The organism is Pseudomonas sp. KBN10P06128 (genome assembly GCF_037574945.1).
GTDB classification, from domain to species: Bacteria; Pseudomonadota; Gammaproteobacteria; order Pseudomonadales; family Pseudomonadaceae; genus Pseudomonas; species Pseudomonas aeruginosa.
The window spans coordinates 6,029,591-6,050,614 of record NZ_JBBELR010000001.1 but is presented as its reverse complement, the minus strand read 5'-3'; the positions used below and the strand labels follow the sequence as shown (position 1 = coordinate 6,050,614).

At 66.6% G+C, this 21,024-nt stretch carries 21 protein-coding genes; 12 read left to right on the top strand and 9 right to left on the bottom strand.

Annotated features, from left to right (window positions below):
* Nucleotides 1-179 precede the first annotated feature (179 nt).
* Nucleotides 180-875, top strand: coding sequence for a peptidoglycan DD-metalloendopeptidase family protein (locus VQ065_RS28315; protein WP_003095596.1), 696 nt, complete (start codon nucleotides 180-182; stop codon nucleotides 873-875).
* Nucleotides 876-887: 12 nt separating this feature from the next.
* Here VQ065_RS28315 and VQ065_RS28310 read toward each other — a convergent pair whose 3' ends face one another.
* Nucleotides 888-1,475, bottom strand: coding sequence for an LOG family protein (locus tag VQ065_RS28310; protein ID WP_003095593.1), 588 nt, complete (start codon nucleotides 1,473-1,475; stop codon nucleotides 888-890).
* Between the two features lie 275 nt (nucleotides 1,476-1,750).
* Here VQ065_RS28310 and azu point away from each other — a divergent pair, with 275 nt between their 5' ends.
* Complete coding sequence (gene azu, locus VQ065_RS28305; protein WP_003095591.1) at nucleotides 1,751-2,197, top strand: azurin; 447 nt, start codon at nucleotides 1,751-1,753, stop codon at nucleotides 2,195-2,197.
* 68 nt (nucleotides 2,198-2,265) lie between these two features.
* Here azu and choE read toward each other — a convergent pair whose 3' ends face one another.
* The 4 genes from choE to VQ065_RS28285 form a co-directional block, all read right to left on the bottom strand.
* The gene (gene choE / locus VQ065_RS28300; protein WP_003095589.1) at nucleotides 2,266-3,189 is read right to left on the bottom strand and encodes a cholinesterase ChoE; all 924 of its coding nucleotides are present in this window, start codon (nucleotides 3,187-3,189) and stop codon (nucleotides 2,266-2,268) included.
* A gap of 133 nt (nucleotides 3,190-3,322) precedes the next feature.
* Nucleotides 3,323-4,150, bottom strand: a complete 828-nt coding sequence (nadE, locus tag VQ065_RS28295; RefSeq protein WP_003095587.1) for an ammonia-dependent NAD(+) synthetase — start codon at nucleotides 4,148-4,150, stop codon at nucleotides 3,323-3,325.
* Nucleotides 4,151-4,178: 28 nt separating this feature from the next.
* Nucleotides 4,179-5,378 (bottom strand): nicotinate phosphoribosyltransferase, encoded by a 1,200-nt coding sequence (pncB, locus tag VQ065_RS28290; protein ID WP_003095586.1) that lies wholly within the window; start codon nucleotides 5,376-5,378, stop codon nucleotides 4,179-4,181.
* Between the two features lie 2 nt (nucleotides 5,379-5,380).
* Nucleotides 5,381-6,040, bottom strand: a complete 660-nt coding sequence (locus VQ065_RS28285) for a nicotinamidase (protein ID WP_003095584.1) — start codon at nucleotides 6,038-6,040, stop codon at nucleotides 5,381-5,383.
* A 109-nt stretch (nucleotides 6,041-6,149) separates the two neighbouring features.
* On the opposite strand from VQ065_RS28285, the gene VQ065_RS28280 reads away from it, so the two are divergent.
* Together VQ065_RS28280 and VQ065_RS28275 are read left to right on the top strand one after the other, a co-directional pair.
* Entirely contained in the window at nucleotides 6,150-6,752 is a 603-nt protein-coding gene (locus VQ065_RS28280; protein ID WP_003095582.1) for an adenylyltransferase/cytidyltransferase family protein, read from the top strand.
* A 14-nt stretch (nucleotides 6,753-6,766) separates the two neighbouring features.
* Nucleotides 6,767-7,462 (top strand): NUDIX domain-containing protein, encoded by a 696-nt coding sequence (locus VQ065_RS28275; protein WP_003095579.1) that lies wholly within the window; start codon nucleotides 6,767-6,769, stop codon nucleotides 7,460-7,462.
* Nucleotides 7,463-7,508: 46 nt separating this feature from the next.
* Here the strand turns inward: VQ065_RS28275 and VQ065_RS28270 are convergent, their stop codons facing one another.
* The gene (locus VQ065_RS28270; protein WP_003095577.1) at nucleotides 7,509-9,134 is read right to left on the bottom strand and encodes a methyl-accepting chemotaxis protein; all 1,626 of its coding nucleotides are present in this window, start codon (nucleotides 9,132-9,134) and stop codon (nucleotides 7,509-7,511) included.
* A gap of 56 nt (nucleotides 9,135-9,190) precedes the next feature.
* A complete protein-coding gene (locus VQ065_RS28265) occupies nucleotides 9,191-10,129 on the bottom strand; it encodes a LysR substrate-binding domain-containing protein (RefSeq protein WP_003095575.1) in 939 nt (312 codons plus the stop codon).
* A 619-nt stretch (nucleotides 10,130-10,748) separates the two neighbouring features.
* Here VQ065_RS28265 and VQ065_RS28260 point away from each other — a divergent pair.
* From VQ065_RS28260 to VQ065_RS28225, 8 genes are all read left to right on the top strand, one after another.
* Nucleotides 10,749-11,873, top strand: coding sequence for a branched-chain amino acid ABC transporter substrate-binding protein (locus VQ065_RS28260; RefSeq protein ID WP_003109453.1), 1,125 nt, complete (start codon nucleotides 10,749-10,751; stop codon nucleotides 11,871-11,873).
* Nucleotides 11,874-12,107: 234 nt separating this feature from the next.
* Nucleotides 12,108-13,022, top strand: a complete 915-nt coding sequence (locus VQ065_RS28255) for an ABC transporter permease subunit (RefSeq protein WP_003095571.1) — start codon at nucleotides 12,108-12,110, stop codon at nucleotides 13,020-13,022.
* A 10-nt stretch (nucleotides 13,023-13,032) separates the two neighbouring features.
* Nucleotides 13,033-14,310, top strand: a complete 1,278-nt coding sequence (gene livM, locus VQ065_RS28250) for a high-affinity branched-chain amino acid ABC transporter permease LivM (protein ID WP_003095568.1) — start codon at nucleotides 13,033-13,035, stop codon at nucleotides 14,308-14,310.
* Nucleotides 14,307-15,179, top strand: a complete 873-nt coding sequence (locus tag VQ065_RS28245) for an ATP-binding cassette domain-containing protein (protein WP_003095566.1) — start codon at nucleotides 14,307-14,309, stop codon at nucleotides 15,177-15,179. Before livM ends, VQ065_RS28245 begins: the two co-directional genes overlap by 4 nt.
* Entirely contained in the window at nucleotides 15,176-15,892 is a 717-nt protein-coding gene (locus VQ065_RS28240; protein WP_003095563.1) for an ABC transporter ATP-binding protein, read from the top strand. The genes VQ065_RS28245 and VQ065_RS28240 overlap by 4 nt, the downstream gene beginning before the upstream one ends.
* A gap of 70 nt (nucleotides 15,893-15,962) precedes the next feature.
* The gene (locus tag VQ065_RS28235) at nucleotides 15,963-16,895 is read left to right on the top strand and encodes an ornithine cyclodeaminase family protein (protein ID WP_014603519.1); all 933 of its coding nucleotides are present in this window, start codon (nucleotides 15,963-15,965) and stop codon (nucleotides 16,893-16,895) included.
* A gap of 358 nt (nucleotides 16,896-17,253) precedes the next feature.
* Nucleotides 17,254-18,015 (top strand): SDR family oxidoreductase, encoded by a 762-nt coding sequence (locus VQ065_RS28230; RefSeq protein ID WP_003095557.1) that lies wholly within the window; start codon nucleotides 17,254-17,256, stop codon nucleotides 18,013-18,015.
* 63 nt (nucleotides 18,016-18,078) lie between these two features.
* Nucleotides 18,079-18,792, top strand: a complete 714-nt coding sequence (locus tag VQ065_RS28225; protein ID WP_003095555.1) for a GntR family transcriptional regulator — start codon at nucleotides 18,079-18,081, stop codon at nucleotides 18,790-18,792.
* On the opposite strand, the gene VQ065_RS28220 is transcribed toward VQ065_RS28225, so the two are convergent.
* Entirely contained in the window at nucleotides 18,789-19,742 is a 954-nt protein-coding gene (locus VQ065_RS28220) for a PDR/VanB family oxidoreductase (protein ID WP_003095554.1), read from the bottom strand. The two genes, VQ065_RS28225 and VQ065_RS28220, sit on opposite strands and share 4 nt — an antisense overlap.
* 14 nt (nucleotides 19,743-19,756) lie before the next feature.
* Nucleotides 19,757-20,812: an aromatic ring-hydroxylating dioxygenase subunit alpha gene (locus VQ065_RS28215; RefSeq protein WP_003095551.1), complete on the bottom strand. Its 1,056-nt coding sequence runs from the start codon at nucleotides 20,810-20,812 to the stop codon at nucleotides 19,757-19,759.
* Nucleotides 20,813-21,024 lie beyond the last annotated feature (212 nt).

Here is a 21,024-nt window from a genome sequence, read left to right as displayed (position 1 = left end):
CGCTCGGCACCGACGCCCCGTCCTGCGGGGCGTTGGCGTTTGTGCGCGGACCGGGTGGCGGGCCGCGCGGAGAAAACGGGCCATCGGCGAGTCCAACGGGCACCCCGGCGAACAAGGTATAGTGCGGGCCTGCAACCGTCGCCGCAGCCGGCCGGGTTTCATCGGGAAAAGGATTCCGTGTGTTCTTCAGATTGCTCTTGATCGCCGTCCTGCTGGCGGTATCCGCGTGCAGCTCCAAGGCTCCCGGCCCGGGGGCGTCGGTGCCGAAAGTCGTGCGCGGCGAGTATCGCGTCAAGCGCGGCGACACCCTCTATTCGATCGCCACCCGGCACGGCTGGAACTACAAGGACCTGGCGCGCGCCAACGGCATCCGCCCGCCCTACGCGGTCAAGGTCGGCCAGGTAGTGCGCTTCGACGGGCGCAAGTCGACCTACGTCGCCAGCAGCCGCTCCTCGTCGAGCAGCCGTGCGCGCAAGCCGCCGCCTCCGCCGCCGTCGGTGACCCTGCGCGGCTGGCAGTGGCCGATGAAGGGGCCGGTGATCCGCCGCTTCTCCAGTTCCGACAAGCTCAACAAGGGCATCCGCATCGCCGGCACCCTGGGCCAGCCGGTACAGGCCTCGCTGGCCGGCAAGGTGGTGTTCGCGGTGAACAACATGCGTGGCTACGGCAACCTGGTGATCATCCAGCACGGTACCTCGTACACCAGCACCTACGCGCACAACAGCCGCTTGCTGGTGAAGGAGGGGCAGATGGTCAGCAAGGGCCAGAAGATCGCCGAGGCCGGTTCCTCGGATGCCGACCGGGTGCAACTGTACTTCGAGATCCGCCAGAACGGCCGGCCGCTCGACCCGCTGAGCCTGCTGCCGCCGTCCTGAGAGAGGAGCGGATCACTGCGGGGTGCGGTCGACCCACTTCGGCGCCACGCTTGGCGTCCAGGCGGCGAGGGAATCGAGCAGCGCCTCCGGGCTGGCACCGCGCTGCAGCATGCCGCGGTGTTCGGCGCGGACGAAGCGTTCGTCGACCAGGTGGTCGAGGAAGGTCAGCAGCGGATCGTAGAAACCGTTCACTTCGAGCAGGCCCAGCGGCTTGGCGTGGTAGCCCAGTTGGCCCCAGGTCCAGACCTCGAACAGCTCTTCCAGGGTGCCGAGCCCGCCGGGCAGGGCGATGAAGGCGTCGGCCAGCTCGGCCATGCGCGCCTTGCGCGCGTGCATGCCGTCTACCACTTCCAGGCGGGTCAGGCCCTTGTGGCCGATCTCGGCCTCCTGCAGGCTCTGCGGGATGATCCCGATCACTTCGCCGCCGGCGGCCAATGCGGCGTCCGCCACGGTGCCCATCAGACCGACCGCGCCGCCACCGTAGACCAGGGTCAGGCCGCGCTCGGCCAGGTGCCGGCCGAGTGCCACGGCGGCTTCCTGGTAGACCGGGGAAGCGCCGGGGCTGGCGCCACAGAATACGCAGACGGAACGCAAGGTCATGATCGACTCCTGTCGGGGGTGGAAAAAGGCGCACAGGGTAGCGGCTGGGAGCGCTTCGACCAAGCCGTGCGAAGCATTGCCGGACGTTGCGTCGCAGGCGCGAAGCGGCACATCTGTGCTAAAACAGGAGTTCCCCGTAGTAAACGCCGGGTAGATCCCGCTCGATGCCCCGCCACGTCCGGTTCGGGTTTGACCTGAATCAGTGGAACTCGGTGCCCGATCGGGCAGTCTGCTCTTTCAGGATTCATCGCCCAACCTGCCTAGGAGGCTGCTCCATGCTACGTAAACTCGCTGCGGTATCCCTGCTGTCCCTGCTCAGTGCGCCGCTGCTGGCTGCCGAGTGCTCGGTGGACATCCAGGGTAACGACCAGATGCAGTTCAACACCAATGCCATCACCGTCGACAAGAGCTGCAAGCAGTTCACCGTCAACCTGTCCCACCCCGGCAACCTGCCGAAGAACGTCATGGGCCACAACTGGGTACTGAGCACCGCCGCCGACATGCAGGGCGTGGTCACCGACGGCATGGCTTCCGGCCTGGACAAGGATTACCTGAAACCCGACGACAGCCGTGTCATCGCCCACACCAAGCTGATCGGCTCGGGCGAGAAGGACTCGGTGACCTTCGACGTCTCCAAGCTGAAGGAAGGCGAGCAGTACATGTTCTTCTGCACCTTCCCGGGCCACTCCGCGCTGATGAAGGGCACCCTGACCCTGAAGTGATGCGCGAGCGATCCGCTGCATGAAAAAGCCCGGCCGCTGCCGGGCTTTTTCATGGGCGCGCGCCGGGCTCAGCGCGCGTAGCGCGCCGCCATCGCTTCGCCGGCCAGTTGGTGCACGCGCCGGGTCGGATGCCACTCGTCCCAGAAGTAGTACTGGTCCGGGTTGGCGCAGGCCGGGCGGACGCTGGGCTGGGTCGGCTGGCAGGGCGCGTCCAGCTCCACCAGGCCGTAGCGTGCCGGGTTGCGCCGCAAGTGGCGGCTGAAGGTGAGATGGTCGAACCAGCTCAGCTCCAGGCCGCGGGTCTTGCGCAGGGCGGCGAGCTGGATCGGCAGGCTGGCGTTGACCGCTTGCAGGTAGCGCTGCGCCCGCTCGACCCGGTTGCCGACGATCACCGCCGGGACCACGCTCAGGTCGGTCGAACTGACCACCAGGAAGCGTCGTGCGCCGGCCTCTCCGAGACGCTGCACCGCGGCGCGGATGTTCGCCACGCTGCTGCCGGCCAGTTGTTCCAGGGACTGCTCGCCGGCGAAATCCTCGTGCTCGAAGAAATCGTTGGCGGAGACGAAGATGAAGTGCAGCGCCTGGCCGTCGGCCGGCTTGCCGTCCAGCGTGGCGAGGTAGGCGTCGACCTGGCCGGCGAGGCCGGTATGGCGGTAGGCGCTCATCCAGCCGTAGTAGTTGTCCGCTCCGCTCTTGGCGCCGCCCACCGCATGGTCGGCCAGTTGTGCGCCGAGCTGGCGGGCGAGCACCTCGACGGCGGTCGGGCCGTTGCTCCAGCGGCCCTGCCAGTAGACTTCGCCGGGCAATGCCTGGGCGCCGGCGATGCCCTTGGCGAGCATCTCGCGGGTCAGTCGCTGGCTTTCGCCGTTGTCCGAATAGCTGTCGCCGAAGGCGTGGATCTGCCGTACCGGCGCGAGCAGCGGGGACGTGTGTCCGCAGGCCTGGCCGGCCAGCAGGACACCGAGGAGCAGGGTGGGGAGACGGGTGCGCATGGCTGGCCTTCGCAGGGATTCAGCTTCCTTCTAGCGCGCCGCCGCGCGGACTTGAAGACCTGGTTGCGACAGGCACATTCCCGCCCGCGACAAAGGCCCGTCGACGACGGGCCTGCCGCACGGGCCGGGAGGCTCAGGGCGCCTTCGGCAGTTCGCGCTTGTGCTGGGTCTTGTGGTAGGTGTCGACGATCACCCGCGCGGCTTCCTCGCGCAGCGGCTGGCCGTGCAGGAAGGCGTCGATCTCGGCATAGGTGACGCCGTGGGAAGCCTCGTCCGGATGGCCGGGGCGCAGGTCCTCGAGGTCGGCGGTGGGGATCTTCTCCACCAGGTTCTCCGGAGCGCCGAGGGCGCGGGCGAGGGCGCGTACCTGATGCTTGGCCAGGCCGCTGAGCGGAGCCAGGTCGCAGGCGCCGTCGCCGAACTTGGTGAAGAACCCCATGACCGCCTCGGCGGCATGGTCGGTGCCGATCACCAGGCCGCCGCGTGCGCCGGCGATGGCGTACTGGGCGACCATGCGGATGCGCGCCTTGATATTGCCGATGACGAAGTCGCTCTTCGCCGGCTCGAGTCCTTCCAGGGCTTCCAGCTGTTCCGCCAGGGCTTTCACCGACGGACCGATGTTGACGGTCTGCTCTTCGTCGGCGCGGATGGTCGCCAGCGAGGCCTGGGCATCGGCCTCGTCCTGCTGTACCTGGTAGGGCAGGCGCACGGCGATGAAGCGGTAGGCCTGGTCGCCGGTCTGCTCGCGCAGTTGCTCGACGGCGCGCTGGGCCAGCAGGCCGGCGGTGAGCGAGTCGACGCCGCCGCTGATCCCCAGCACCAAGGTCTTCAGCCCGGAATCCTTCAGGCACTGCTGGATGAAGGCGATGCGCCGGGCGATCTCCGCCTGCACGTCGGCCTCCGACTGGAACGGCGGCTGGACCTGCAGGGCTTGGGCGATGTCGCGTTGGATCTGTTGCATGTTCGGGCTCCCGTTAGGTGCGAAAGGATTAGGCCGGCACGTTGAAGACGTGGCGGAGGTAGGCGACGAAGTTCTCGTCGCGGCATTGGGTCTTGCCCGGGGCGTCGGATATCTTCGCCACCGGATGGCCGTTGCAGGCCGTCATCTTCAGGACGATGTTCATCGGCTCGACTCCCTGGATGTCGCAGGTCAGGTTGGTGCCGATGCCGAAGCTGACGTTGATCTTGCCACGTAGCGCGCGGAACAGCTGCAACGCCTTGGGCATGTCCAGCCCGTCGGAGAACACCAGGGTCTTGCTCAGCGGGTCGATACCCAGGCGGCGGTAGTGGGTGATGGCTTTCTCCGCCCAGGCCAGCGGGTCGCCCGAATCGTGGCGCAGGCCGTCGAAGAGCTTGGCGAAGTACAGGTCGAAGTCGTCGAGGAAGGCATCCATGGTAATGCAGTCGGTCAGGGCTATGCCGAGCTGTCCGCGGTACTCGCGGACCCAGCAGTCCAGCGCCGCTTGCTGGCTGTCGACCAGCCGCGGGCCGAGTTGCTGGTGGGCCATCAGCCATTCGTGGGCCATGGTGCCGATCGGCTTGAGATCGTACTCGCGGGCCAGGTGCACGTTGCTGGTGCCGACGAAGCGCCCGGGGAAGTCGCGGTTGAGGATATGCACCACTTCCTCCTGGGTGCGGTAGGAGAAGCGCCGGCGGGTGCCGAAGTCGGCGACCTGGAATTCCGCGAGTTCCTCGCTGCTGGCCTGGGCGGAGAGCCAGTCGAGCTTGCGATAGAGCTGCTCGCCGACCTGTTCCAGGACCACCTCGCGGTAGCGATAACGGTTGCGCACCTCGCTGACGATGGCCAGCAGCGGCACCTCGAAGAGGATCACGTGCAGCCATGGGCCGCGCAGGCGGATTGCCAGTTGGCCATCCTCGATGCCGGTGTGCACGTAGCGCAGGTTGAAGCGGAACAGGCTGAGGAAGCGGATGAAGTCCGGCTTCATGAACGGGATGCGTTCAAGGAAGGCGAGCTGGTCGGCGGTTACCTCGACTTCGGCGAGGCGCTCGATCTGGTAGCGGATCTCCGCCAGGTACGGACGCAGGTCCTCGGCGTTGCGGCAGCGGAATTCCCACTCCACTTCGGCGTTGGGGTAGTTGTGCAGCACCGCCTGCATCATGGTCAGCTTGTAGAAATCGGTATCGAGCAGGTTCTGCACGATGCGCTCGGCAAAGACGCTTTCGGCCATGTTCACTTCTCCTTGTCGGCGCCGGCGAGGGCGCTATCCAGTCGTTCCAGGTCGGCGCAGAGGATCACCCCGGCGTCGCGCATCTCGTCGCAGGCCCGCTGCGCGGTGTCCTCGGCGATGGCCCGGCAGGCGGGCAGGTAGAGCAGCACCTCGAAACCGGCGCGGCGCAGTTGCAGGGCGGTGTTCTTCACGCAGTAGTCCAGCGCCAGGCCACCCACCAGCACATGGCTCACGCCATTCTGCCTCAGGTATTCGATGACCCCGGTGCTGCGGCGTTCCGCCAGATCGTGGTAGCAGGCGCCGTAGGGATGCAGGTCCGGCTCCACGCCCTTCCAGACGAAGAAGTCGTAGTCGATCGGCCGCGGCAGTTCGTCGAGCAGCTCGAAACCCGGCGTACCCGGTACGCAGTGGCTCACCCAGGTCAGGTCGGCATCCGGATAGGCCAGCGGCCGCAGCATCTGCTCGGCGCTTTCCACTACCCAGGCAGCCTTCGGGCTGTGCGCGTCCTTGCTGCCCAGGCGCAGCGCGGCGCGGCTGGCCAGTTGGTTGAGCGCGGCGCCGATGGCGTCGCCGCCGGGCACCGGCAGTTCGTCCGGGCACAGCGGGGTGAAGCCTTTCTGGGCGTCGACATCGAAGCTGGCGATCTTGCTGGGGCGATTCATGGAAGCCTCCGCTTGACGGGTTGGGGCTGAATGTGGGTACATAATTCATCACGTGAAATAAGTCGTCAAGCACTTGTACTACAAAATTTCGCAGTGGAAGGTATTTTCTATGCGTGATGAAATAAGTTCCCGGATTCGCCGACTGCCTGCCGGGATGAGCGGCGGACGCGCCCCCGACTTCGCTCTCGCGGTCTATGGTGGGGCGTTCGACCCGCCGCACCCCGGCCATGAGTCGGTGATCCGCCGGGCGCTGCTTTGCGCCGAACGGGTCGCCCTGGTGCCGAGCCACCGCCACGCCTTCGGCAAGCGCATGGGCGATTTCGAGCTGCGCTGCCGCTGGCTGGCGCGGCTGGCCCGGCGGATCGATCCGCGGCGGGTGTATTGCGAGCCGATCGAAGCAGGATTGATGCCCGATCGTCCGGCGGTCTACAGCATCGACCTGCTGGAAGCGCTGGCCGCGCGTAGCGGCCTGGCGTCAGCGCGGATCGCCCTGCTGATCGGCGCCGACAACGAGGCGGAGCTGCCGCGCTTCGAACGCGCCGCCGAATTGTGCTGGCGCTTCGGCCGGCTGGTGGCGGAGGAGCGGCTGCCGCTGCACAGCTCGATGATCCGCCAGCGCCTGCGCGAAGGACTGGCGATACCGGAGGCCTGGTGCCTGCCGGAAGTGAAGGACGAACTGCACTGCTATGGCGGCGAACGCCAGGCGGTCTGAAGAGAGGAGTGACGATGAGTTCAGCGGAAGTATTGGCCAGCGTGGATATCGTGGCGTTGCGCCTGAACCCCGGGCACGGACTGGAGCTGTTGCTGATCCGCCGCGCCCAGGCGCCTTTCGCCGGCCAGTGGGCCTTGCCCGGCGTGCTGGTCAACGGCCGCAGCGCCGACCACAGCCTCGACGACGCGGCGGTGCGCGCCCTGCGCGACAAGGCGCGGCTGGAGCCGGCCTACATCGAGCAGGTGGCCACGGTCGGCAACGCGGTACGCGACCCGCGCGGCTGGTCGCTGAGCGTGTTCTACCTGGTGCTGGTCGGCCCGGACACCCGGGTGGAGGACGACGACCTCGACTTCGTGCCGCTGCGCGACGTTCGCAGCGAGCGCTTCGCCCTGCCGTTCGACCACGCCCAACTGGTACAGCAGGCCTGCGAGCGCCTGGCGAGCAAGTCGGTGTACAGCGCCCTGCCGCTGTTCCTGCTGGCGCCGCGCTTCACCGTGGCCGAGGCGCTGAAGGCCTTCGAGTGCGCCATCGGCCAGGAAGTCCAGCATTCCAGCCTGCGCGGCCGCCTGGAGCGGATGAAGGAGGCTGGCTGGGTCGAGGACACCGGCGAACGCCAGCGTCCGCCCATGGGGCGTCCGCAACACGTCCTGCATTTCACCCCGAAGCCGGGCGGCGCCTTTGTTTTCGACCGCAGCCTGCTGGCGTCCTGACAAACGGGTGCGGCAGGGCCGGTGAGGCCGCTCCCTGCCGCGCTTGCTAGACGGTGAAGCGCTGGATCTGCTGCTCCAGCCCGTTTGCCAGCTTCGCCAGCTCGACACTGGAGGTGGAGGTCTTCACCGCGCCCTCGGCGACTTCACCGATGCTGGCATTGAGCGAGTCGATGTTCTGGCTGACCTCGCTCGCGGTGGCGGTCTGTTCTTCCGTCGCCGTGGATATCTGCGCGTTGCTCTGGGCGATGCCTTCGATCGCCTGGGCGATGAGACCGAGCGCCTTTCCCGCCTCGTGGGCGCGCTGGACGCTGACCTGGGCCTGCTCGCGTGACTGCTGCATCACGCTGACCGCGCTGCTGGCGCCTGCCTGCAGGGCTTCGATCATCTCGCGGATGGTTTCGGTGGCCTTGTGCGTATTGGTGGCCAGGCTGCGCACTTCATCGGCGACCACCGCGAACCCGCGTCCGGCCTCGCCCGCCCGTGCGGCTTCTATCGCGGCATTGAGGGCGAGCAGGTTGGTCTGCTGGGCGATGTTCTGGATGACTTCCAGAACGGTGCTGATTTCCTCGGTCTTGTTGCGCAGCGTGTCGATGACGGCTCCCGCCTCTCCGACCATGACCGACAGGCCCTGGATGGCGTCGAGGTTCGCATGCACGAGGCCGGTTCCGGTGTGCGCCTCGCTGTTCGCCGATTCCGCGCTGGCTGCGGCGGCCTGGGCGTTCCGCGCCACGTCCTGGACCGCCATGCTCATCTGGTGTACCGCCGTGGCGACCATGTCGGTCTGGTCGCCCTGGGACGTGGCGACATGGCTGACCTGGTTGCTGATGGCGCTCATCTCGTCCGAGGTGACGGTCAGCTTCCTGGCCGTTTCGGCGAGATGGCGGAGCAGCGCCTGCTGGCTTTCCAGCATCATATTGAAGGCGCGCGCCGTATCGGACACTTCGTCGCGCCCGCGCGCATCGGCGCGGAGCGTGAGATTCGAGGAGTCCTGCACGCGGCGGATCACCCCGCGCAGATCGGAAAGCGGGCGCATGATCGACAGGCTGATGAACCAGGCCGCGGCGACGATGAGGACCAGGGCTGCGGCGCCGATGAGCAGGAAGGTGGTGCGCATGGAGTCGTAGCGTTTCTCCATCTGCTCGTTGAGCTTGGCGCCTTCGCTGAGCTGCAGGTCGATCAGCGTCGACAGCGCGGTTCCCAGGGGATCGAACGCACCATACATCTCGCGATTGAACGTTCCGGCCTCGACGTTTCGCAGGCTTCCGGCCCTGGCCTGCTCGCCGTATGCCAGGGTCATCCGCTTGACCTGTTCCAGGGTGGGGACCAGCGACTCGATGATTTCCTTCTCGGCGGCAGTCCGGTGGTCTGCGGAATAGTCGGCCCACGACTTCTCGATGCGCGACAGCGCCCCACTCAACTCCTGCTGCAGGCGCTCTTCATCGAAGACCCCCGCACGGTACTTGTGCAGGGCATCGACCACGCTGACCGCAACGGCGTCGGCGACGATCTTGAGCTGGCTGATGGGCTTCATCCGGTTGTTGAAAAGGTCCTGGAAGCTGGCATCGAGTCGACTGGCGTTGGCCAGCGCCATCGCGATGACCGTGACGAGCATCGTCAGGGGCAGCAACGCCAGGACCAGCAGGCGGATTCGAACCGTGACGCCAGTGAGCATGGGACGTTCCGAGGTGAACCGAGTGAGAGTAAAGATGGTTCCGCGCAGCGGAAACGTCAAACCGGGCCGTGGCGCGTCTGGCGGGGGCCCGCTGAGGGTTGCTCCTGCTCCAGGCGCTCTACCATCCACTCGATGAAATGGCGCACCTTGGGGACTTCCGCGGCATGCTCGGGATAGGCCAGGTAGTAAGCCTCCTGGCTGGGCAGGGCGTGCGGCCAGGCGATCGCCAGCTTGCCTTCGGCGAGTTCCTCCTCGACCAGGAAGCGCGGTAGCAGGGCTACCCCGCAACCGGCCTGGGCGGCGCGGATGCACATGTAGAAGGTGTCGAAGCGTGGACCGTGGTAGCAACCCTGGCAATTTCGCTCCAGGCTGGCGAACCAGTCGTGCCAGGCCTCCGCGCGGCTGGCGTTCTGCAGCAGCACCAGCCCCGCCAGTTGGGTCGGTTCGTCCAGTCCGCCGGCCGGCAGCAGGGATGGCGCGCAGACCGCCACCAGTTGTTCGCCGAACAGGCGTATGCACTCGGCGCCCGGCAGGGTGCCGGGGCCGAAGAAGAATGCCAGGTCGCAATGGCCCTGGCGCAGGTCGTCCGGTTCCAGTTCCTGGCGCAGGTCGAGGTGGATGTTCGGGTGGCGGTGGCGCCAGCCGTTCAGTTGCGGGATCAGCCAGCGCGCGCCGAAGGTCGGCGGGGTCGCCACTCGCAGCACTTCGGTCTCGCCGCCGTAGGAAAGCAGGAAGCGGGTGGACAGCTCTACCTGTTGCAGGATGCGTCGTACCTCGGCCAGGTACAGCTCGCCGGCCGGGGTCAGTTGCAGGCGCTTGCGCACCCGGCGGAACAGGGCGTGCTGCAACTGCTCCTCGAGTTGCGCGACCTGCTTGCTCATGGCGCTCTGGGTCAGGCTCAACTCTTCGGCGGCGCGGGTGAAGCTCAGGTGCCGGGCTACCGCTTCGAAGCATTGCAGGGCGGTCATCGACGGCAGGCGGCGTTTGTTCAGCATGGCGGGTTTCCTGGCGCGGGTGGAGCGGGCGGAACGCGTTATATGAATAAACGGAATGACGTGGGGAGGAAAGCTCGCTTGCCGGAGTGCCGGGCGACGCTTATTACTGCCGGCAAGTCTCGCGATAGAGCATTCGCTGGCTTATGACGAATCCGTCACAGGGCTTTGCGCCGAACGTGGCGTCGCTAACGGATATGTCCATGTCGTATTCGAATCGACTTTTTCCGCCAAGTACCGAATCCCGGGAAGTTCATGTTCATATTAATTTTAAAAACCGCTCTGTCCTGCACTTTCATTGAAAAAGAGGACCTCAATTAGTGCGTGCAGCGCACCAGTGACGTGCAGTTTCTAACCGCTTCAATATCGTTGTAGAGTTATTCCTAGGAACGGTTCAGGCCTTGTGAAGCCTGGGCTGTAGCTCTCCGAAGGGGATTCGGGGAAATGTCTAAATGACTGATTTCCAATAACAAAGATAAAAACGGAAAGGAGGGCTAAAGTTCTTGTGGCCGGCCACTCAGGAAAAAAACGAATGGCACGCCGCTTGCTCTGCCTGTTGAGCGAAACACAACAACAACATCGTAGTTACGAGCGCCAACATCATCCTCAGGAGCAACACCCCATGTCCAAGAAGCTGTTCAGAAAAGGCATCCTGGCTCTCGCGGTTTCATCCGTGATGGGTCTTTCCACGCATGCGCTGGCCGACGTCGTGATCGGCGTGGCCGGACCGCATACCGGCGCCAACGCCTCCTTCGGCGAGCAATACTGGCGCGGCGCGTCCCAGGCGGCGGAAGACATCAATGCGGCGGGTGGAATCAACGGCGAGAAGATCAAGCTGGTCAAGGCCGACGACGCCTGCGAACCGAAGCAGGCCGTGGCCGTGGCCAACCGCCTGGTGGACCAGGACAAGGCCATCGCCGTGGTCGGCCATTTCTGCTCTTCTTCGACCATCCCCGCATCCGAGGTCTACGACGAGGCCGGGATCATCGCCATCACCCCCGGTTCCACCAACCCGCAGGTCACCGAGCGCGGACTCTCCGGGATGTTCCGCATGTGCGGCCGCGACGACCAGCAGGGCGTGGTCGCCGGCGACTATATCGTCAAGGTGCTGAAGGCCAAGAAGGTCGCGGTGATCCACGACAAGGACACCTATGGCCAGGGCCTGGCGGACGCCACCAGGGCGCAACTGAACAAGCTCGGCGTGAAAGAGGTTCTCTACGAGGGCCTGACCCGCGGCGAGAAGGACTTCAACGCGCTGGTCACCAAGATCCGCGCCTCCGGTGCCGAGGTCGTCTACTTCGGCGGCCTGCATCCGGAAGCCGGTCCGCTGGTACGGCAGATGCGTGAACAGGGACTGACCGCCAAGTTCATGTCCGACGACGGCGTGGTCACCGACGAACTGGCGACCACCGCCGGCGGTCCGCAGTACGTCAAGGGCGTGCTGATGACCTTCGGCGCCGACCCGCGGCTGATCCCCGACGGCAAGGCGGTGGTGGAGAAGTTCCGTGCCGGCGGTTTCGAGCCGGAAGGCTACACCCTCTACTCCTACGCCTCGATCCAGTCCCTGGCGGCGGCCTTCAACGGCGCCGGCGCCAACGATCCGGCCAAGGCCGCCGAGTGGCTGAAGTCGCATCCGGTGCAGACCGTGATGGGCAAGAAGGAATGGGACAAGAAGGGCGACCTGAAAGTCTCCGACTACGTGGTCTACGAGTGGGACGACAAGGGCAAGTACCACCAGTTGCCCTGATCGCGCTCGACCGCCATGCGCCGGGCACAGGCTCGGCGCATGGGTAAGTCCGGGAGCTGCTGAAGTGCTCGCCCGTGCTTGCCGCCGTAGTGCGGATTCACCGAAGACGTCTGCGTGTGGTCGGTCTGGAGTCCCGCGATCCGGGGCCGTTTCAGTAGCACCCGTCCGCTTTCACCGGCGAGCGCCGGCGCGCCTTACAAAGGCCGTCGCGATTCGCCCTGAAGAGACTGAAAAATGGACGGCATCTTCCTCCAGCAAATGATCAACGGGCTGACCCTCGGCTCGGTCTACGGCCTCATCGCCATCGGCTACACCATGGTCTACGGCATCATCGGCATGATCAACTTCGCCCACGGCGAGGTGTACATGATCTCCGCCTACCTGTCGGCCATCGCCCTTGCCCTGCTGGCCTTCTTCGGCCTGCAGAACTTCCCGCTGCTGATCCTCGGCACCTTGCTGTTCACCGTGCTGGTGACCTGCACCTACGGCTGGGTGATCGAGCGCATCGCCTACAAGCCGCTGCGCAACTCCACGCGCTTGGCGCCGCTGATCTCGGCGATCGGCATGTCGCTGATTCTGCAGAACTACGTGCAGGTGGCACAGGGACCGCGCCAGCAGGGGATCCCGACCCTGCTCGACGGCGCCCTGAAATTCCACGTCGGCGACGGTTTCGTCCAGCTCACCTACACCAAGCTGTTCATCCTGATCGCTTCGCTGATCGGCATGGCAGTGCTGACCTACGTGATCCGCTACACCAAGCTCGGGCGCATGTGCCGGGCGACCCAGCAGGACCGCAAGATGGCTTCGATCCTGGGGATCAACACCGACCGGGTGATCTCCTACGTGTTCGTCATCGGCGCCGCGATGGCCGCCCTGGCCGGGGTGCTGATCACCATGAACTACGGCACCTTCGACTTCTACGCCGGCTTCATCATCGGCATCAAGGCGTTCACCGCGGCGGTGCTCGGCGGCATCGGCTCGCTGCCCGGGGCGATGCTCGGCGGCCTGGTGCTGGGAGTGGCCGAGGCGCAGTTCTCGGGGATGGTCAACACCGACTACAAGGACGTGTTCGCCTTCTCGTTGCTGGTACTGATCCTGATCTTCCGTCCCCAGGGCCTGCTCGGCCGCCCGCAGATCGCCAAGGTGTAAGGGGACGACGATGAGCAACGAGACTTCCATCGATCTCAAGCAGTGCGTCCTCGATGCCGTGCTCTCCGGGTTGATCGCCCTGGTGGTGTTCGGCCCCATCGTCGGCGTGGTCCTCGACGGCTACGGCTTCAACCTGCATTACGAGCGGGTCGGCTGGATCATCGCGATCGTGATGGGCGGGCGCTTCCTGCTCAGCCTCTACCTGCAGACCCGCGGCGGGCGGGCCGTGCTGGAGCGCTTCGAGGGGGCTGGCAGCGGCGTCCACGTCCTGCCGCCGGGCTACAAGACCCGCTTGCGCTGGATCGTGCCGCTGATCCTGGTGGCCGCGGTGATCTTCCCGTTCTTCGCCAGCAAGTACCTGCTGGCGGTGGTCATCCTCGGCCTGATCTACGTGCTGCTGGGCCTGGGCCTGAACATCGTGGTCGGCCTCGCCGGGCTGCTCGACCTCGGCTACGTGGCCTTCTACGCCATTGGCGCCTATGGCCTGGCGCTGGGCTACCAGTACCTCGGCCTGGGCTTCTGGACCGTCCTGCCGCTGGCCGCGCTGACCGCCGCGGTGGCCGGGGCGATCCTCGGCTTCCCGGTGTTGCGCATGCATGGCGACTACCTGGCGATCGTCACCCTGGGCTTCGGCGAGATCATCCGCCTGGTACTGAACAACTGGCTGTCCTTCACCGGCGGGCCGAACGGCATGCCGGCGCCGGCGCCGACCTTCCTCGGCCTGGAGTTCGGCCGCCGGGCCAAGGATGGCGGGGTGCCGATCCACGAGTTCCTCGGCATCGCCTACAACCCCAACATGAAGTTCCTGTTCATCTACGTGGTGCTGTTCCTGGTCGTGCTGCTGGTGCTCTACATCAAGCACCGGCTGACCCGGATGCCGGTCGGGCGCGCCTGGGAGGCGCTGCGCGAGGACGAGATCGCCTGTCGCGCGATGGGCCTAAACCATGTGCTGGTGAAACTCTCTGCGTTCATGCTCGGCGCCTCCACCGCGGGACTGGCCGGGGTGTTCTTCGCCAGCTACCAGGGCTTCGTCAACCCGTCCTCGTTCAACTTCTTCGAGTCGGCGCTGATCCTCGCCATCGTCGTGCTCGGCGGCATGGGCTCGACGGTCGGGGTGGTGATCGCCGCCTTCGTCCTCACCGTGGCGCCGGAGCTGCTGCGCAGCTTCGCCGACATCCGCGTGCTGCTGCTCGGGATACTCATGGTGGTGATGATGATCTGGCGGCCGCGCGGGCTGATCCGCATCAGCCGGGTGGGCTTCGCCCCGCGCAAGGGGGTGGCGCCATGAGCGACAAGATCCTCAGCGTCGAGCACCTGATGATGCACTTCGGCGGCATCAAGGCGCTCAACGACGTCAACCTCGACGTCGAGCGCGGTTCGATCACCGCGCTGATCGGCCCCAACGGCGCCGGCAAGACCACCGTGTTCAACTGCCTCACCGGCTTCTACAAGGCCACCGGCGGCAACATCCTGCTCAACACCCAGGGGCGCACCACGGACGTCATCCAGGTGCTCGGCGAGCCGTTCCAGCTGGACGACTTCGTCAAGCCGCCGCAACTGGGCAGTCGCCTCTACTACAAGATGTTCGGCGGCACCCACCTGGTGAACCGCGCCGGGCTGGCGCGGACCTTCCAGAACATCCGCCTGTTCAAGGACATGTCGGTGGTGGAGAACCTGCTGGTGGCGCAGCACATGTTCGTCAACCGCAACCTGCTCGCCGGCATCCTCAACACTCCCGGCTATCGCCGCGCCGAGAGCGAGGCGCTGGACCACGCGTTCTACTGGCTGGAGGTGGTCGACCTGGTGGACTGCGCCAACCGCCTGGCCGGCGAGATGTCCTACGGCCAGCAACGGCGCCTGGAGATCGCCCGGGCCATGTGCACGCGGCCGGAACTCATCTGCCTGGACGAACCGGCCGCCGGCCTCAACCCGGCCGAGACCCACGCCCTGAGCAACATCGTCCGCTACCTGCGCGACCACCACGGGATCACCGTACTGCTGATCGAGCATGACATGGGCATGGTGATGAACATCTCCGACCACATCATTGTGCTCGACCACGGCGACGTGATCGCCCGTGGCAACCCCGAACAGATCCGCCATGACGAGAAGGTGATCGCCGCCTATCTCGGTGCCGACGAAGAGGAGCTGTCATGAGCGCGGCGTTGCTGGAATTCCGTGAGGTGGACGTGTTCTACGGGCCGATCCAGGCGCTGAAGAAGGTCTCGCTGCAGGTCAACGAGGGCGAGACGGTGAGCCTGATCGGTGCCAACGGCGCGGGCAAGTCGACGCTGTTGATGTCGATCTTCGGCCAGCCGCGCGCGGCGGCCGGGCAGATCCTCTATCGCGGCCAGGACATCCGCCAGAAGTCGGCGCACTACGTGGCGTCCAACGGCATCGCGCAGTCGCCGGAAGGACGCCGGGTGTTCCCCGACATGAGCGTCGAGGAAAACCTGCTGATGGGTACCATTCCCATCGGCATGGACCACGCCGAGGAGGACATGCAGCGCATGTTCGAGCTGTTCCCGCGCCTGAAGGAGCGGCGCAACCAGCGCGCCATGACCATGTCCGGCGGCGAGCAGCAGATGCTCGCCATCGCCCGCGCGCTGATGAGCCGGCCGAAGTTGCTGTTGCTCGACGAGCCCTCCCTGGGCCTGGCGCCGATCGTGGTCAAGCAGATCTTCCAGACCCTGCGCGAGCTGGCCAGGAGCGGCATGACCATCTTCCTCGTCGAGCAGAACGCCAACCATGCGCTGAAGCTCTCCGACCGCGCCTACGTGATGGTCACCGGGGAAATCCGCATGAGCGGCAGCGGCGAAGAACTGCTCGGCAACCAGGAGGTGCGCAACGCCTATCTCGGCGGACATTGAGCGCGCCCCGCCCCGGCGCTCTGGCCGCCGGGGCGGGCGCTGTCCTGCAGCGACGGAGGAAACTCGACTTATGCACAGCCTGCGCTTTTTCAGCAACGCCGAGGTCGCCGAGCGCCTGTCTTATCCACAACTGATCGAGGCGTTGCGCATCGGCCTGGCCAAGCCTTGCAGTGCGCCGCTGCGCAGCTGCCATGCCTTGCCGGCGCAGGCCTCGCTGCTACAGATGCCGGTGTGGCAGGCCGGTGAGGGGATCGGCGTGAAACTGGTGACGGTGTTCCCTGGCAATGGGGCGCGTGGCCTGCCGGCGGTGGCCGCGGTGTTCGCTCTGTTCGACGGCGAAGACGGTCGCCCGCTGGCGTTGCTGGAGGCTTCGGAGCTGACCGCCCGGCGTACCGCCTGCAGCTCGGCGCTGGCCGCCGACTACCTGGCGCGGGACGATGCGCGGCGCCTGCTGGTGGTCGGCTGCGGAACCCTGGCTGCGCACATGGTGCGGGCCCACGCCTGCGTGCGCGACTATCGCCACATCGACATCTGGGGCCGCGATCCGGCCAAGGCCGCCGCGCTGGCCGCCCGGCTGCGCGAGGAGGGCTACCCGGCGCGAGCGGCCGACGGGTTGCGCGCGGCGGTGGAGGCGGCCGATTGCGTCAGTTGCGTTACCACCTCCCGCGAAGCGCTGGTGCGCGGCGCATGGCTGAAGCCGGGCGTCCATCTCGACCTGGTCGGCGCCTTCCTGCCGTCCATGCGCGAGACCGACGCCCTGGCGGTGGCGCGCGCGCGGGTCGTGGTGGATACCCGCGCAGGCGCGCTGGAAGAGGCCGGCGACCTGTTGCAGGCGATCGCCGAAGGCGCCATCGGGCGCGAGGCGATATCCACCGAACTGCGCGACTTGCTGGGCGGGGCAGGGCGGCGCGGCGATCCCGGGGAAATCACCCTGTTCAAGTCGGTGGGTTATGCGCTGGAGGACCTAGTCGCCGCGCGCCGGGTTGTGGATAACGCCGCCTGAGGTTGTTCAGGATTTCTGTGCGGGGGCTTGTGGATAAGGTGGGTAAGAACCGCCAAGCCCCTGAATTGGCGAGGGTTAGGCGTGGCTGGTCAGAAAATGATCAGTGCTCGCGCCGGGGCACTTATCCCCAGCGCGTGGTCATGCCGCTGCCACAGTTGTTCAGGAAAACTGTGCGACGCCCTGTGGACAAGTTGGTGGCTGTTCGCTGCGGCCCAGGCACGGTGCGGGTTCCGCGAGGTTGGTCGTTTTTTGAGCAGGCGCCTCGGCAAACTCGTGCGCAACTGTATGGCCAACCGGGCACGGCGAGGCTCTAGAATCCCCGGATATCGTTTTTCCGCCCCGTACGAGGAGATGCCCCATGTCGTCCACCCTGTTCATCACCGGCGCCACCTCAGGCTTCGGCGAAGCCTGCGCCCGTCGTTTCGCCGAGGCCGGCTGGTCGCTGGTGCTCACCGGCCGTCGCGAGGAGCGTCTGCAGGCCCTGGCCGGCGAGCTTTCGGCGAAGACCCGGGTGTTGCCGCTGACCCTGGACGTGCGCGACCGCGCGGCGATGAGCGCGGCCGTGGACAACCTGCCGGAAGAGTTCGCCACCCTGCGCGGCCTGATCAACAACGCCGGCCTGGCGCTGGGCACCGACCCGGCGCAGTCCTGCGACCTGGACGACTGGGACACCATGGTCGACACCAACATCAAGGGCCTGCTCTACAGCACGCGCCTGCTGCTGCCGCGGCTGATCGCCCACGGCGCCGGGGCGAGCATCGTCAACCTGGGTTCGGTGGCCGGCAAGTGGCCCTATCCGGGTAGCCATGTCTACGGCGGCACCAAGGCCTTCGTCGAGCAATTCTCCCTGAACCTGCGTTGCGACCTGCAGGGCACCGGGGTGCGCGTGACCAACCTCGAGCCGGGGCTGTGCGAGAGCGAGTTCTCCCTGGTCCGCTTCGGCGGCGACCAGGCGCGCTACGACAAGACCTACGCCGGGGCCCATCCGATCCAGCCGGAAGACATCGCCGAGACCATCTTCTGGATCATGAACCAGCCCGCCCACCTGAACATCAACAGCCTCGAGATCATGCCGGTGAGCCAGTCCTGGGCCGGCTTCGCCATCCACCGCGAAAGCTGACCGGCGGAGGCGGCCGGGGCGCGCTATGATGCCCCGGTCGTCCCGATCGAATAAGCGAATTCCATGAGCAAACCGGGCCAACGCGTGCTGGCCGAGCTGCGCAAGCTGATCGCTTCCGGCGAACTCGCCGCCGGCGAGCGCATCGTCGAGATTCCCACCGCCGAACGCCTGCAGGTCTCGCGCATGCCGGTGCGCATCGCTCTGCGTACCCTCGAGCAGGAAGGCCTGCTGTGCAAGACCGGGCGCGGCTACAGGGTGCGCGCGGTGACCCGCGAGGATATCGCCGGCGCGGTCGAGGTACGCGGCGTGCTGGAAGGCCTGGCGGCACGGCAGGCGGCCGAGCGCGGGCTGTCCGCCGAGGCACGGGCGACCCTGGAGGAATGCCTGGCCGAGGGCGACCGATTGTTCGCCAACGGCCAGGTCCTGCTGGAGGAGCTGGAGCGCTACCAGCGCATGAACATGCGTTTCCACCGCACCATCATCGAGGCCAGTGGCAACCCGGCGATCGCCGTGGCGCTGGCGCGCAACGACCACCTGCCGTTCGCCTCGGTGAGCGCCCTGGCGGTGGATCGCGACAATCTCGAGCAGGAATTCCGCCGTTTCAACTTCGCCCACATGCAGCACCACGCGGTGGTCGACGCGCTGGTCAACGGCCAGGGGGCGCGCGCCGAGGCGATCATGCGCGAGCACGCCAACGCGACCCTGCGCTACGCCGACTACTTCGATCCGGCGCGGAAGAGCGTCACCGTGCTTCACGGCGACGTCGCCGCCGACTAGAGATCCAGCACCAGCCGTGGGCTGCGCGAACGCGAACAGCAGGGCGTGAAGCAATCGTTGGCGGCCTGCTCCTCTTCGCTGAGGTAGAGGTCGCGATGCTCCGGCTCGCCGTCCAGCACGCGGGTCAGACAGGTGCCGCAGATGCCCTGCTCGCAGGAGGCCGGCAGGTCCACCCCGGCTTCGCGCAGGGCCGCCAGCACGGTCTGCCCGGCGGCGACCCGGATCAGCGCCCCGTTGCTCGCCAACTGCACTTCGAAGGTGCCGTCCGCATTGGCGTCCCGTGGCGCGGCGGCGAAGTGCTCGCGATGCAAGCGGCTTGCTTCCCAGCCCAGTTCGCGGGCGCTTTCTTCGATCCACTGCATGAAGCCCGCCGGCCCGCAAAGGTATAGCTGGGCGTCGCGCGGACTGGCCGCCAGCAGGGCGCGAAGGTCCGCGCGGCGGCTGCTGTCGCCGTGGTCGAAGTGGCAGTACACGCGGTCGGCGAAGGCGCACCGGTCAAGATAGTCGACGAAGGCCGCGCGCTCGGCGGAATGCGCGCAGTAGTGCAACTGGAAGTCGGCGCCATCGCGGGCCAGGCGTTCGGCCATCGCCAGCAGCGGCGTAATGCCGATGCCGCCGGCGAACAGCAGGCGCGGACCGGGCTCCGGCGACAGCGGGAAGAGATTGCGCGGCTCGCCGATGCGCAGCCGCTGGCCGACCCGCAGTTCGGCGTGCAGCGTGGCCGAGCCGCCGCGCGAGTCGCGGCAGCGGAGTACGGCGATACGGTAGTGGCGCGGCCGTTCGGCGGGGCCGCAGAGGGAGTACTGGCGGACCAGGCCGTTGGGCAGGTGCAGGTCGATGTGCGCGCCCGGCTCGAAGGACGGCAGTGCCGCCCCGTCGGCCCGGAACAGTTCGAAGCTGTGGATATCCTGCGCCTCCAGGCGGATGGCGCCGACGATGACCTCGATCATGGCGAAGGCTCCCGTCAGGCCTGGGCGCGGTTGGGGGCGGCGGCCTGGCGCTCGTCCGCCAGCAGGCGCTCGATGATGCGCCGGGCCTGCACGCCGCCGGCGTCGATGTTCAGTTTCAGCAGGTCGCGCCGTGGATGGCGCAGCAGGTTGCGCTGTTGGCTTTCGAGCATTTCCAGGTCTTCGCCGAAGATCTTTCCCTGGCCTTCGCGAATGCTCTCGGTGAGCGCCCGGTCGTGGGCCTGGAAGTTGCGCGCCATGCCCCAGAAGTACCAGATGGAGGTGGCGCTCTCCGGGGTGATGAAGTCGACCACGATGCTCGCCGCCTTGCGCTCCGCCGGCGCCTGGTAGCCACCGTGGCCGGCGTGGGCCACGCCGACCTCGATCAACACGTGGCTGGGCGGCGTGAAGCGGCAGATCTGCCAGCGGTCCACCGCCACGTCGTCGGCCAGGCCGTTGCCGCGCAGGGCCATGCGCCAGAACGGCGGGGCCATGACATTCTGCATGTGGCGGCTGGTGATCACCTCGTCGCCTTCCACCCGCGTGGCCGGCGCGGCCTCGTCGATTTCCTTCTGGCCGATGCTGGACGCATGGACGTAGGTCTCGTGGGTCAGGTCCATCAGGTTGTCGATCATCAGGCGATAGTCGCAGTGGATGTGGTACAGCCCGCCGCCATAGGCCCAATCGGGGCTTTCCGCCCATTCCAGGCGGGGTATCAGCGCGGCGTCGGCCTGTTCTTCCGCGCCCGGCCAAACCCAGACGAAGCCGTGCCGCTCCTGCACCGGGAAGCGACGGATGCAGGGGAAGCCGCGGACCCGCTGGCCGGGCATCGCGCGGGTGCGACCGTCCTCGCCCATCGCCAGGCCGTGGTAGCCGCAGACCAGCACGCCGTCCTCGACGAAGCCCAGCGACAGCGGCGCGCCACGGTGCGGGCAGAAATCCTCGAGGGCCGCCACGCGGCCGTCCTCGCCTCGGTAAAAAACCATCGGCTCGTCGCAGATGCGTCGGCCGAGCGGCTTGCCGGCCAGTTCGTCGGGGGTGCAGGCCACGTACCAGGCGTTCTTCGGAAACATCGTCGGATCCTCTCGTTGTTTTTGTAATTGGATCCAATGATTCGCGAGGCAACTTTTCCAAGTCAACCGCTTCTGTACAAAAAATAATCCGTTCGATAGTCGCACATAAAAAACTTCAGGAATAAATCGCTCAATTATCTCGTTCCAGAGCCTTTCTCAGATTTCGCTGACAGTGGGATATCCGCTGGCCTTCCGTTTTCTTGTCGCACAAA

Bases quoted from the DNA above. Each gene is read 5' to 3' on its own strand.
- VQ065_RS28265 (WP_003095575.1), bottom strand. From the start codon at position 10,129: ATGCTGAACAAACGCCGCCTGCCGTCGATGACCGCCCTGCAATGCTTC.
- VQ065_RS28245 (WP_003095566.1), top strand. From the start codon at position 14,307: ATGAGCGACAAGATCCTCAGCGTCGAGCACCTGATGATGCACTTCGGC.
- VQ065_RS28235 (WP_014603519.1), top strand. From the start codon at position 15,963: ATGCACAGCCTGCGCTTTTTCAGCAACGCCGAGGTCGCCGAGCGCCTG.
- VQ065_RS28270 (WP_003095577.1), bottom strand. From the start codon at position 9,134: ATGCTCACTGGCGTCACGGTTCGAATCCGCCTGCTGGTCCTGGCGTTG.
- VQ065_RS28310 (WP_003095593.1), bottom strand. From the start codon at position 1,475: ATGACCTTGCGTTCCGTCTGCGTATTCTGTGGCGCCAGCCCCGGCGCT.
- VQ065_RS28280 (WP_003095582.1), top strand. From the start codon at position 6,150: ATGCGTGATGAAATAAGTTCCCGGATTCGCCGACTGCCTGCCGGGATG.
- VQ065_RS28215 (WP_003095551.1), bottom strand. From the start codon at position 20,812: ATGTTTCCGAAGAACGCCTGGTACGTGGCCTGCACCCCCGACGAACTG.
- VQ065_RS28275 (WP_003095579.1), top strand. From the start codon at position 6,767: ATGAGTTCAGCGGAAGTATTGGCCAGCGTGGATATCGTGGCGTTGCGC.
- VQ065_RS28225 (WP_003095555.1), top strand. From the start codon at position 18,079: ATGAGCAAACCGGGCCAACGCGTGCTGGCCGAGCTGCGCAAGCTGATC.
- VQ065_RS28240 (WP_003095563.1), top strand. From the start codon at position 15,176: ATGAGCGCGGCGTTGCTGGAATTCCGTGAGGTGGACGTGTTCTACGGG.
- pncB (WP_003095586.1), bottom strand. From the start codon at position 5,378: ATGGCCGAAAGCGTCTTTGCCGAGCGCATCGTGCAGAACCTGCTCGAT.
- livM (WP_003095568.1), top strand. From the start codon at position 13,033: ATGAGCAACGAGACTTCCATCGATCTCAAGCAGTGCGTCCTCGATGCC.
- VQ065_RS28230 (WP_003095557.1), top strand. From the start codon at position 17,254: ATGTCGTCCACCCTGTTCATCACCGGCGCCACCTCAGGCTTCGGCGAA.
- VQ065_RS28260 (WP_003109453.1), top strand. From the start codon at position 10,749: ATGTCCAAGAAGCTGTTCAGAAAAGGCATCCTGGCTCTCGCGGTTTCA.
- azu (WP_003095591.1), top strand. From the start codon at position 1,751: ATGCTACGTAAACTCGCTGCGGTATCCCTGCTGTCCCTGCTCAGTGCG.
- VQ065_RS28285 (WP_003095584.1), bottom strand. From the start codon at position 6,040: ATGAATCGCCCCAGCAAGATCGCCAGCTTCGATGTCGACGCCCAGAAA.
- nadE (WP_003095587.1), bottom strand. From the start codon at position 4,150: ATGCAACAGATCCAACGCGACATCGCCCAAGCCCTGCAGGTCCAGCCG.
- choE (WP_003095589.1), bottom strand. From the start codon at position 3,189: ATGCGCACCCGTCTCCCCACCCTGCTCCTCGGTGTCCTGCTGGCCGGC.
- VQ065_RS28255 (WP_003095571.1), top strand. From the start codon at position 12,108: ATGGACGGCATCTTCCTCCAGCAAATGATCAACGGGCTGACCCTCGGC.
- VQ065_RS28220 (WP_003095554.1), bottom strand. From the start codon at position 19,742: ATGATCGAGGTCATCGTCGGCGCCATCCGCCTGGAGGCGCAGGATATC.